The sequence below is a fragment of the Paraburkholderia translucens genome (assembly GCF_020881035.1).
In the GTDB taxonomy this organism is placed as follows: Bacteria; Pseudomonadota; Gammaproteobacteria; order Burkholderiales; family Burkholderiaceae; genus Paraburkholderia; species Paraburkholderia translucens.
In genome coordinates this window covers 384885-396825 of the sequence record NZ_JAJITC010000002.1, presented here as the reverse complement: position 1 = coordinate 396825, position 11941 = coordinate 384885, and the positions used below count along the sequence as shown (strand labels likewise).

Genomic DNA, 11941 nt, shown 5'->3' with positions numbered 1-11941 from the left:
GGCGATGAACATACACTCACGCATCTTCGTTGCGGGCCATCGCGGCATGGTTGGCTCGGCGCTGGTCCGGCGCCTCGTAGCCAGCGGCTATCAGAATGTCATCACGCGCCCGCGCGCGGAGCTCGATCTGACGAATCAGGCTGCCGTGAACCGCTTCTTCGAAACCGAACAGATCGACGTGGTGCTGCTCGCGGCCGCGCGCGTCGGCGGCATTCTCGCGAACGCGTCCCAGCCGGGCGAGTTCATCTACGAGAACCTGGTGATCGAAACCAACGTGATCCACGCCGCGTATCGGGCGCGGGTCGAACGGCTGGTGTTCTTCGGCTCGTCGTGCATCTATCCGAAGCAATGTCCGCAGCCGATTCGCGAGGAGTATCTGCTGGGCTCGCCGCTCGAGCCGACCAACGACGCCTATGCGATCGCGAAGATCGCCGGGCTCAAGCTGTGCGAAGCATACAACCGCGAGTACGGCACGCACTACGTCGCGTTGATGCCGACCAACCTGTACGGCCCGAACGACAACTACGATCTGAACAGCAGTCACGTGCTGCCGGCGCTGCTGCGCAAAGCGCATGAAGCGCGCCTGAGCGACGCGCCGACGTTGACGGTGTGGGGCTCAGGCACTCCGCGCCGCGAGTTCCTGCACGTCGACGACCTCGCCGCGGCTACGCTCTTCGTGCTCGAACATAACGTGATGGAAGGGCTGTTCAATGTGGGCGTGGGTGAGGACCTGACGATCCGCGAGCTGGCCGAAAGCATCTGCAAGGTGGTCGGCTTCGAGGGCGAGCTCGTGTTCGATTCGTCGAAGCCCGACGGCACGCCACGCAAGCTGCTCGACGTCTCGCGGCTCACGCAGATGGGCTGGCGCGCGACCATAGGTTTGGAGGACGGTATTGCGGCCACCTATCGCGAGTTCCTCGAATCCGATGCCGGTTCGCCAGCCGCCGCGCTGCAAGCCTAGGCGCCCCAGCGGCTGCCGCTGAACGCTGCGGCAGCGCCGCCCTTACCCAACCCTAACCGTTCTGGCAGCCACGATGAAGATCCTGATCTACGGCCTCAACTACGCACCGGAATTGACGGGGACCGGCAAATACACGGCCGAAATGGCGGTGCTGCTGGCGAGCCGGGGACATGAGGTGCGGGTGATATGCGCGCCGCCCTACTATCCCGAGTGGCGTGTGTCGGCGGGCTACTCGTCATGGCGCTATCGGCGCGAGACGCGTGACGGCGTGACGCTGTGGCGCGCGCCGCTGTGGGTGCCGTCACGGCCGGGCGGCGCCAAGCGGATGCTGCATCTGGCGAGCTTCGCGATAAGTTCGCTGCCACTGCTCGCGCGCCATGTGCTGTGGCGCCCCGATGCCGTGATGCTGATCGCGCCCACCTTGATGTGCGCACCGGCCGCGCTGGCGCTCGCCCGCGTCACGGGCGCCGTGACATGGCTGCATATCCAGGACTACGAGGTGGACGCTGCCTTCGATCTGGGGCTGCTGAAAAGCTCGCGCACGGCGCGCGTCGCAAAGTGGTTCGAAAGCGCGCTCCTGCGGCGCTTCGATGGGGTCTCGTCGATCACGCGGCAGATGAGCGCGCGCGCGACCAGCAAGGGCGTGCCGTCGGAGCGCGTGCTATGCCTGCCTAACTGGGTGGACGTGTCGAGCATCTATCCGCTTGCGCGCGTCAGCGAATACCGGCAGCAGCTCGGCATTCCTGACCACCAGGTCGTGGTGCTGTACTCGGGAAACATGGGTGCGAAGCAGGGTATCGAAACGCTCGCCGAAGCGGCCGCGCTGCTCGCCGCTCGCAGCGACATCACGTTCGTGTTCTGCGGCAATGGCGCTGCGAAAGAGAGTTTGCTGTTGCGTTGCGCGGGACTGGTGAACTGCGTCTTCATTCCGCTGCAACCGGCCGAGCGTCTGAACGAACTGCTCAACCTCGCCGACATTCATGTCCTGCCGCAGCGCGCCGACGCGGCGGATCTGGTGATGCCGTCCAAGCTCACCGGCATGTTCGCGAGCGGCCGCGTGACGGTGGCGATGGCGCACCATGGCACGGCATTGCATGAAGCGGTGGAGTCGCGCGGTGTGGTGGTGCCGCCCGAGCGCGCCAGCGCGCTGGCGGAGGCGATCAGCGCTCTGGCGAGCGATGCGGGGCGCCGTGCCGCGCTCGGCAAAGCCGCGCGCGACTACGCGGAGCGCGCGCTATCGCCCGAGTCGATCGTTCGCAGTTTCGAGGAACGTCTCGCGGCCGTGTTCCTTCAGACCGGTGCGACGCGCGAGACGACGCGGGCGGCCTATCTCGATCCGCTCTCTTCAGCGGGCGGAGGCCATGGAGTCAATGCAGCTACTGCGGAGGAAGCCGCGCCGGACTGATCCGGCATGCGGCCATTCTATGAAGGAAAGCTTACCAGGGCGAGCGATAGATCGGATGCTTGCCCGCGTCATAGGGATCGGCGTACACGTTTTTCGGTGCGCCCTGAAGGGGCCGGGCCTCCGCCGCGGTCGGGCCTGCTGGCCCCGGCTGACCCGCCACGCGCATTTGCCCATTGTCGGTTGCCGGCGTCTTGCGCTTTGCGTCGTCGCGCGCACGTCGGGCACCGGCGCCGCCATTCGTGACCGTCACGCGTTGCTGGCCGAGCGGGGCGGCGCGTTGCGCCTCGCCGGTATCGCCTTGGGGCGTATCGCCGCCGCCGTACTCGGCCGGTGCGCCGGGCGGCTGTTGTTCGCCGGGACGATTCGTTGCGCGCCGGCCGGCGGGAGCCGGCAGCCCGGCGCCATCATCGTTGAGCGCCGCCGCGTCCGGTGTTGCGGGTTCCACGTTGTCCACGTTGTATTGCGCGAACGCCGGCAGCGCGTATGTCGTGACGGCGACAAACAGGCATCCAGCAGCGTGTCGGATCGAATTGTTCATCCTGGTCCCCGGAGAAATGCATTCGGAATTTATCGTGCGCGAACCTTGACGTGCGCAGCCGCCAAAACGCTTGCCCGCGCGGCCACCGTTCAAAGCGTCGTAGCGCAATGCAGCAAAATAACAGCAGGTCGTTTCGCATGCCTGTATATGGATACCACGGATCGTGCCTGGGGGCTAGGTGATGAATAGCGTTGTCGACGATCAGCAGTGCGAACGCGTGCCTCGCGCCGAACCGGCGCGCGAGGACGGACGCGTGATCGATCTGAGTCTGGCGGGAAAGGGAAACTATCAGAGCCGCCGCAGCGTTCTGATCGAGCTCCTCTGGTACGTCCTTGAAGCGTGCGTGATCAACAACAAGCTGCTGCCGCTGTCGTTCGTCCGGGTCCGCCTGTTGCGTCTGTTCGGCGCGAAGATCGGCACCGGCTGCAGGTTCCTGCATCAGTTGCGCGTCAAGTCGCCGTGGAACCTCGAGGTTGGTGACAACTGCTGGTTCGGCGCCGATGTCTGGATCTATAACCAGGCGCCGGTTCGCATTGGGTCGAACGTATGCATTTCGCAGGGTACGTTCCTCACAGCGGGGTCGCATGACATGAGCACGACGATGGATCTGCGCGTCGCGCCGATCGTCATCGAGGACGGAGTGTGGATCACGTCGAAGTGCGTCGTGCAAATGGGCGTGACAATCGGCCGTTCGGCAGTGGTGACGCCGTTGTCGGTCGTGCATCGATCACTGGAAGCGGAGGGCGTGTATGGAGGAAATCCGTGCCGCTTCATACGGAAGCGTTTCGTTTCCGCTGGGTAAATGCAATGCTCAGCGGGCCACCGCCCGCCGTTGCGCCCCGTATTCTGCGTATTTGATCGAAAGCCATCGCCAGTGTCAGTTGCTGCATCGAGTTTTTACTTTCGCCGTTGTAAGTCCACGCTATAACGCATCACAGCCGGGAACCGTGGACTTGATCAGCATTGAATAAAGAAACTATAGATCGGACTCCATAGCGCACGGATGCTGTGGGCGCCAGAACTAGGGGTCTCTCGCATGCCGGAGCGGCCGCAGGGTGCGGACAGGGTCAGTGATGTACTCGGAGTCAATGGCAAACAGGGGAGCAGCGGATGTTTATCGATACTCGAAGTGTTGAACAAAATTCGGTGATTTCAACGACGGTCTGCATCATTGGGGCCGGCGTCGCCGGCATCACGCTGTCGCTGGAATTGTCACGCGCAGGCGTGGAAACGTGCCTGCTCGAGAGCGGCGGTTTCGGCCCCGACGACGAAACCCGCGATCTCTATCGCGGCGAGAACGTGGGCTTGCCCTACACCTTCGCGGACGGTTCGCGCAGCCGCTTCCTGGGCGGCAGCAGCAACTGTTGGGGCGGCTGGTGCCGGCCGCTCGATCCCTGGGACTTCGAGAAGCGCGACTGGATCGCACACAGCGGCTGGCCGTTCGGCCTCGACGAACTGGCGCCGTACTACGAGCGCACCCACGAGTGGTTGAAGCTCGGTCCGAACAATTTCGACCCTGCCTATTGGGAGCGCGAGATCGGCCGTCCTGACGTGCGACGCATGCCGCTCGGCACCGGCGACATGCGCGACACGGTTGCGCACTTCAGCCCGCCGATGCGCTTTGGCAAGGCGTATCGTCGCGAGCTGGCGAGGTCGAAGCGAGTGCGCGTATTCCTGTACGCGAACGTGCTCAGCATCGACGCCGATGCGCAGGGTACGAAGATCAACCGCGTGCAAGTGGGCACGATCAGCGGCCGGCGAATCTCGGTGCAAGCGCGGATCTTCGTGCTGGCCACTGGCGGCATCGAGAATGCGCGCCTGCTTCTTGCATCGAACGGCGTCCACGCCACGGGGCTCGGAAATGCGAACGATCTGGTTGGCCGCTACTTCATGGATCACCCGCGGTTGATGGCGGGCAAGGTGCGCTTTCGTCCGGGTGTGGCGCGCAACAAGCTGTACGACATCAAGTATCACTACCAGAACGCCGCGGTGTCGGCGCACGGCACGAAGATCTCCTCGCAGTTCGCACCGAAGCAGGAGTGGATGGCGCGCGAGAAGCTGCTGAATTCACGCGTGTGGCTCTACTCGAAGTGGTACGGCGAAAGCAGCGCGGCTTCCGAGGCGCTGATCCACTGCAAGGAAGCCCTGATGCAGAAGGACCAGCCGGGCCGCAGCCTGAAGGCGGACATCGCGACGATGATCGCGCACCCGCTGCACACCGTCGGATATGCCCTCGCGCGGCTGTTGCAATCGCCGGCGCTGATCACCCACGTGACGTTGCAGGCCATCGTCGAGGCTGTACCTGATCCCGATAGCCGCGTGACGTTATCGGCCGACAAGCGCGACCGCTTCGGCATGCCGCGCGTCAGAGTGGATTGGCGCCTCGGCGAGCAGGTCAAGCGAACCTTCGACAAAACCTTCATGCTGCTCGCGAAGGAATTGCAGATGGCCAATATCGCGGACGTCGAGTTCGACGCGCCGTTCGAAGGCAGGCCATGGCCGGCGCAGGTGGAGGGCACGTGGCATCACATGGGCACCACGCGCATGCACGTTTCGCCGCGCGAGGGCGTGGTTGACGCTGATTGCAAAGTGCACGGGATCAGCAATCTGTATGTGGGCGGCAGCTCGGTGTTTCCGACCGTTGGTGCCAATTTCCCGACGATCACGATTACCGCGCTGGCCTTGCGTCTGGCCGGTCATCTGGTGCGGCGGCTCGCTGTGCCGGACGCGGTCGGCAAGACGGAGCTCGACGCCGCCAACTTCCCGGCCGCATCGATCGACGTGCCGGCCCCGGTCGAGACGCTCTCGATCGCGGCGCGAAGGATCGGCCCGCAGGCTCAGTGAGACATCAGGAATGGAAACTGAAAAAAGCTAGCGGCTCTGCTGCGCGGCTTCGCGCAGCGCCGCGACCTGCTGTTCGCTTGCATTGCTGTGGCTGCCATGCGTGTCCAGCAACGCTGTCAGCGCACTCACCATGGTGTCGATCCGAAAGCGCGAATGGTAGGTGAGTGCGGCTTGCGCACGCATCGCCTCACGTGCCGCGGGCGGGAGTTCGATCCAGCGCAGCAGGTTCCGCTCGGTGCCGTCCACGGTGTCGGCGGCTACCAGTCCGGCGCCGTCCGCTTCGATCTCGCGCCATACGTTGACCTTGTCCGAAATCAGCACCGGCAGTCCGCAACCGAGTGCCTCGGCAACCGCCACGCCGAAGTTTTCCTGATGCGAGGGCAGAACGAACACGTCGCTCGCATGAAAAGCGCCCCACTTGAGGTCGCCCTGCAACATGCCCGGCAAGCTGAGACGCTGCGCGACGCCGGCCGCCTCGGCGCGCGCGCGCAGCGTCGGGACCCAGCCGGTGTCGTCCGGACCGGCAATCACAAGATGCAGCGCCGGATCGTGACTAGCGACGCGGGCAAACGCGTCGATCAGCAGATCGCAGCCTTTCTTCGCATGGATGCGGCCTAGAAACAGCACGATGCGTTTGCCGCGCGACTCGGGAACCGTTTGCAGGAACGCCTCGCGCACCGCCGCCGGATCGACGGGCGGCACTGTCGTGCCGAACGGCACGATCCGTTCTTTTGCGCGGTAGAGCCAGAACGACTGACGCGCGCGCGTGCGTTCTTCCTCGGTCGTGAAGATGACGGCGCGGGCGTCGCGCAGCACGCGGTATTCGGCCCAAGGCCAGTACAGCCACTTCTTCAGATGCTTGAGCGGATAGGCTTCCTTGAACCATGGGTCGAGCATGCCGTGCACGTAGACGTAGTAGGGCACGCCGCTGCCGTGCAAGGCTCGCCACGCCGCAAAGCTGTGGTATTGCCACAAGCCATGCACGATGACCGCGTCGTAGCGTTTCGCGTTGGCGGTGAGCCAGGGTGCGAGTCCCTTGCAGTAGCCATAATGGCCGCGGCCGGGGCCCACTGCGTGGACCCGGAACGGAAAGCTCGCAAGGTAGCCGGCGCGGGGGTCGTCACACGTCGCCACCTCGATGTCGTGTCCGGCCTTCTGCATGGCTATGCCACTGCGGTGTACCCCTTCGACCGGGCCGCCGCCGCGAGGATCAGCACTGGGAAGCAGATGCAAGATTTTCATTGGGTGAAATCCAGGTGGTGGGGACGTGGCACGAGCGCGCCGAACTGGTTGGGTGTGAATCGATCTCCGGTGCGTCGCATACCGATGGAGCATTGCCGGTTCCTGCTCCGCTTTCGTTTCGCCGTAGGTCGATAGCGGACGGTCTTGCAGCGGATCATTGTGCGGAAATCTGACTGACCGTCAGTTACCCCGACCGCATTCGTCGCTGAATGCCTGGGTTCCGGCGACAGCCGCGAGGGCGCCCACCGCAAAGACGCTATGAGCCGGTGCGCGAGATCATCGAAGCACCAGGCGCTTGGGCAATGGCGTCTTCGGCGCTCGGGTTGCTCTCCAGCGGGACGCCTCGCGGCACCTAGTGATGCGCCAGCAGGGCGCGGATATCTCCCGGCGTTTCCTTTGACGGTTCCACGGTCCGCCGTGCATCTCCCGGCATCTCCCTCGGCGGCGCCATGGTCTGCCATGCGGACTGGTGCGACGCGAGCGCGACGAGCCGTCGCGCGGCCTTGCTGCTCGAATCGATCTGCAATGCCTGGTTGGCGTTGCGCAACGCGCAGTCCCAATGCCCGACATTGCCGCAGCCGCGCGCGAGACTGAGCAATGCGTCGCGTTGCTGTTCTAGCGTGCTCACTTCAGCGCGCAGGCGGCGCGCGTCGCGGTTGTCGGGTTGCGCCGTGATTACAGCGGCGAGGCGCGTTCTGGTTGCCGCCAGATTGCCCCGTTGCAGATAGCCGCGCGCGGCTTTCAGATTCCGCTCCGCGTCGGCGCGCAGCTTGTCCGCTTGCGTGAGGGGGGCGGTCGTTGTGTCGGTGTTGGTGTTGGTCGACGTGACCGCCGTGCCGCGTGGGGTGGGCGCGGAGATGGGTGCACCCGGTGGCGTCGTTGGCGCGATCGTGTGCGCGGTCGCGGTGGCTGGCGGGGGCGCGACGGTGCGCGAGGGTGCGATGGCTGGCGGTTGCGCGACGGTCTGCGCGGACGCAATGACAGGCTGTGGCGCGGCAGTGTGCGAGGTGGTAACGACAGGCGGTGGCGCGACGGTAGAAGCGGTCGCAACGATGGCCGGTCGCGCTACCGTGGGCGCGGTCGCACCGACAGGCGGTGGTGGCGCGACAGGAGCCGCGTGCACGGGCTCGGGTTGCTGCCGCGCGACGACAACAGGACGCGGCGGTTGCGCGGGGAGCGCCGCGGATCTCGCCGCCGGGGCTTTGGGCGCCGCGGCAACGGACGGCGCCCCCTTCTGCGTGACGTTCTTCCCAAGGTTCGCCGCAAGGCTTTGCTCGGGGTCGTCGGAGTGCACGGTGCCGAAGACCGTAACCGGCGTATCGACGCTCGCATCGTCGTCGCTGAGAAGAATGAAACCGGCATACGCGACGCCGAGCGTAGCGAGCGCCGCTGCGGCGAGCGCGTGCCGATGTCGCCGTCGACGGCCGGCCGGATCGAAGGTCGCCTCGTCGATCAGTTCGTAGGGGCTCAGCTTCGTTTGCGCGGAGCGCCGTGAGGCGCGGTCCTCCGGCGAACCCCCGCCCGGCGGCAGCGATTCGAACTGTGCGCGCGGTGCGGCGAGCACTCGGGTTCGTGCGGTGCGCTCTGCGCGACTGTCGGCCGTATCGAACGAATCGATCGGCAGCGCATGGCACACCGGGCACGGCGACAAGCGGTGGGGCAGCAGCGCGCCGCAGCATGAACAGTGGTGGAAGAATGGCTGGTCGGAGGTCGTGTGGCGCGGCATGACCGTATCGCTCCACTGGCGCCGAAGTCAGGCGCCATCAAAAAGAATGAATGCGACGCCGCTCGCAGGCGGCGTCGAGCGGACTTACTGGACGACGTAGCCGCGCGCCTGCATGCACGCCGCGTAGGCGGCCCAATAGCGCGTCATCGGCGGCTCGGGCGCGGGCAGCGGCGGCAGCTTGACGTCGGATGCCGCGTTGGCCTGCAACGATTCGTCAGTTGCACCCGACGCGCCTGCCGGTGCGGTGGCCGCGCCACGCGCACGGTCAACGCCCGCCGCGGCCTCGTTCGCCGGTTTGGCCGGCGAAGTGCCGGTCGGCGCGGCTGCGATCGGCTCGTTCGTGGCCTCCGACATGTTCGCGCCATAGGGCAGCGGCGCGGCGGAGAACGAACTTTGCGGCAGAGGTGGCTTTGCCGGCGCGCCCGTCGACGAGCCTTTTGCGGCTGGCGCCGGGCGCGGCGGGATTTGGGACTCGCGACGGATGTCGACCTTGCTCACGCGGCTCGCTTCCGCGTAGCACAACGCGTTGTCGACGCCGCGCTCATAGGGGCTCTGACTTCGGATCGGATAGGTGAGCGGTTTCCACGCGAGCGCGGCACTGCTCGCCACCAACAGTGTCAGTACGGTATATGTTTTGAATGCCATCGCAGTCACTCCCGCAGCGATGTCTCGCCTTTTTGTGTTTGATTTAGTGTAGTGCTTTCGTTTGTTGCTTGTCGCGCGTCGTGTTCGAGCTTGCTGGTCGTGCGCCGCAGTTCGCCGGACGGGCACGCCGCCGATGCTGCTTCGACGAGCGTAGCACCGTGCGCTGATCACGCGATGCATCGGATAGCACGCAAAAACGCCATCGTGCAGTGCAATCAGGACACAATCTGCGAAGTCGCGTTGGAGATCGGGACAATCCCCAAGGTGAGTTGTACCGGCGCGAACAGATCTTTGCTTTCATCGCTTTTGCGCGGAAGCAAGTGTTGCCCTCGAACGTTCGCGACGATCACGGCGATGGCCGGCATGACGCAGATCGCGGCCGACAGTGCGCCGCTAATCTCCATCGGCGTTTCGAACGCCGGCGACAGCTAACGGATGCCAGGCCGTCAACTCAGCGAGGCCCGAAACGCCGCGGTACATCGTGATGTCGAACTGGTATTGCGGATAACGAGCGTCCAGGCGCTGCTTCATGCGATAGTTATCGTCACGACCGAACTGCTTGCGCGTCTGCCCGCCGTGGCGCAACCCGTCGGCCTGCCGATACATCTGTTCGATCGAGGAGGCATTGAAGTTCCCCGCATAGCTGCGTACCACAGCCACGCAGCGATGGGGGCCAAGAATATAGCGCGACAATGTCTGACTCGAGAACGGCCCCAGTTGCGGATATCCGGCCTGATCGACATGCCAGCTCAGTGCAGGGTCATGCGTTACGACCACGAGGTCGCCTCCGCATGCCGATCTTTCCCGCGCCAACTCGCCCATCACCGGCGCCAGTTGCAGATCCCAGCTGTTCTTGGTGGTGTTCTGGTGCGTGACCACATTGAACGTGCCGTACAGATTGCCGGCGGCCAGTGCCGCGAAGCAGAGCACGAAGGCCTTCGTGTGGCGCCCCGACACGCGGAGCGTGGCCAGCCACATGGCCTGCCACGGCGACATGATCACGAGATTGCGGAACTTGCCGGCGATGCCCAACACGATGCTAATGATTGATCCGACTCCATACGGAACCAGGTAGCGGTTGTCCAGATTGCGCCGTGAATCGGCACAAAAAGCCAACCACACCATCCCGGTGACGCCCAGTGCGGATAGCGCGGCCGGCACCGAGACCGGAAACATTCCCTGGTTCGACATCTGCGCGATCAGGAATCCCATCACGTTTTTGGCCATCGACGACACCTGCCCGTCTTTGGCCCGCAGATGCACGGTCACGAAGATGTGGAACTGGTAGGCGTATAACAGCGCCGCGATCAACGCGCCGCAGAATATTGATGTCAGCTTGGTGCGCAAGCCCTGCCGCGCACCGGTCCAGTACAGCAGCAGTACCGGCAGGGCCACCACGAACACCGCGTAACCGATATAGCCGAGCAAGACCAGTCCGCCGAAACACTTGGCCCAATACCGCCAGTCGTTGCGAACGGGCGTGATGCTGAGCCAGACCAGCACCGGCACAAAATACGCGTACCAGCGCAAACCCGTACACCACATAAGGATGGCCGGGTTCAGGCAGAGCAGCACGAACAGCATGCCCCCGGCGCGATCGCCGCAACGCTGACGGATCGATTCCGTCGCGTAAACAAGGGCGAGCGCGGTCAGCAACGCCGTGGCCAGACGTACCATTGACCAATCACCGGTCAGCGAATGCAGCACCCAGTTGATGAAGTACTGGCCGGGCGGATGCACATCCTGCTTCTGCATCAGCGATACCGCGCCCAAGCCGTGTTGCTCCAGCAACCTGATGTTGAAGAATTCGTCGTCGTAGCCCATCGACGTGTAGCCCACGGCGCCGTAGAGCACGAAGACCAGTACATAGCCGATCAGAATCGCGCGCGCCAGCCACTCGGCTCGCGCGATGGCGCGGACCGGTTTCGATTGCGTGGCGTCGTCCGCATCAAGGATGGGAGTCAGGGCGTTTCTCCTTTTGGGGGCCGGTCGGCACAGGGGCAGAAAACGGTCCATCGCAGCAGCCACCGGCAAGGCTTCTTGACCGGTGAGACCTCGATCCCGGGGGGCGCCGAACTACGTCGAATCGTGCAGCTTTCCCAGCTGCACCGTTGAGCCTGAACGTCTCTTTCAGGGGCATCGTAACCTTTACCCCTACTTGACATTTGCGATTGGCGGAAACCATCAAGCTTTTGGCGGCGATGCCAATTAACTGCGATCTCCGCGAATAGCGTGAGGCGCATCCCGGTGGGACGCCCCAGGGCTTGGTCCCGATGGCAGATTTTCGGACCTGATCGGGGCGGAGAGGATCGTGTTCGTCGCGCCGCTGTGAACGCGATTCAAATCATAAGTAATTGTTTTTATGCGGATTTTTAGGCGACGCGGCGTTCCGGTGCGGATGACAGGGTTCAAACTTAAGCGAGCTAAGTGAACCTCGACACCACCACCGCGTTCCCCACTTCTTGAATTTGTCATTACCCGTCCATATAATTAGCACTCGCTGCACGAGAGTGCTAACAACTTCGCCGGTTGGCTTCGCCAGCCGGGTTTTCTCAGCGTCCTTCAGTCTCAATCAGAGAG

10 protein-coding genes are annotated in these 11941 nt (G+C 64.3%); 4 read left to right on the top strand and 6 right to left on the bottom strand.

Going from position 1 to position 11941, the window contains the following annotated elements; genetic code table 11:
• Positions 1-4: 4 nt before the first annotated feature.
• Positions 5-961, top strand: a complete 957-nt coding sequence (locus LJ655_RS05030) for a GDP-L-fucose synthase family protein (protein WP_230560151.1) — start codon at positions 5-7, stop codon at positions 959-961.
• Positions 962-1034: 73 nt separating this feature from the next.
• Positions 1035-2366 (top strand): glycosyltransferase WbuB, encoded by a 1332-nt coding sequence (locus LJ655_RS05025; RefSeq protein ID WP_230560150.1) that lies wholly within the window; start codon positions 1035-1037, stop codon positions 2364-2366.
• A gap of 31 nt (positions 2367-2397) precedes the next feature.
• Here the strand turns inward: LJ655_RS05025 and LJ655_RS05020 are convergent, their stop codons facing one another.
• Positions 2398-2904 carry a hypothetical protein gene (locus tag LJ655_RS05020; RefSeq protein ID WP_230560149.1) on the bottom strand — a complete coding sequence of 169 codons (507 nt, stop codon included), beginning with the start codon at positions 2902-2904 and terminating at the stop codon, positions 2398-2400.
• 181 nt (positions 2905-3085) lie between these two features.
• Between LJ655_RS05020 and LJ655_RS05015 the strand changes: the two genes are divergently transcribed.
• A complete protein-coding gene (locus LJ655_RS05015) occupies positions 3086-3706 on the top strand; it encodes a DapH/DapD/GlmU-related protein (protein ID WP_230560148.1) in 621 nt (206 codons plus the stop codon).
• Between the two features lie 308 nt (positions 3707-4014).
• Complete coding sequence (locus LJ655_RS05010; protein WP_230560147.1) at positions 4015-5748, top strand: FAD-dependent oxidoreductase; 1734 nt, start codon at positions 4015-4017, stop codon at positions 5746-5748.
• 27 nt (positions 5749-5775) lie between these two features.
• Here LJ655_RS05010 and LJ655_RS05005 read toward each other — a convergent pair whose 3' ends face one another.
• The 5 genes from LJ655_RS05005 to LJ655_RS04985 all read right to left on the bottom strand — a co-directional run bounded on the left by LJ655_RS05005 (position 5776) and on the right by LJ655_RS04985 (position 11377).
• Positions 5776-6990, bottom strand: a complete 1215-nt coding sequence (locus LJ655_RS05005; RefSeq protein ID WP_230560146.1) for a glycosyltransferase — start codon at positions 6988-6990, stop codon at positions 5776-5778.
• A gap of 352 nt (positions 6991-7342) precedes the next feature.
• Complete coding sequence (locus LJ655_RS05000) at positions 7343-8716, bottom strand: hypothetical protein (RefSeq protein WP_230560145.1); 1374 nt, start codon at positions 8714-8716, stop codon at positions 7343-7345.
• A gap of 84 nt (positions 8717-8800) precedes the next feature.
• Positions 8801-9361, bottom strand: coding sequence for a hypothetical protein (locus LJ655_RS04995; RefSeq protein ID WP_230560144.1), 561 nt, complete (start codon positions 9359-9361; stop codon positions 8801-8803).
• Positions 9362-9576: 215 nt separating this feature from the next.
• Complete coding sequence (locus LJ655_RS04990; RefSeq protein WP_230560143.1) at positions 9577-9765, bottom strand: hypothetical protein; 189 nt, start codon at positions 9763-9765, stop codon at positions 9577-9579.
• Positions 9755-11377 (bottom strand): hypothetical protein, encoded by a 1623-nt coding sequence (locus LJ655_RS04985; RefSeq protein ID WP_230560142.1) that lies wholly within the window; start codon positions 11375-11377, stop codon positions 9755-9757. The genes LJ655_RS04990 and LJ655_RS04985 overlap by 11 nt, the downstream gene beginning before the upstream one ends.
• Between the last annotated feature and the right edge of the window lie 564 nt (positions 11378-11941).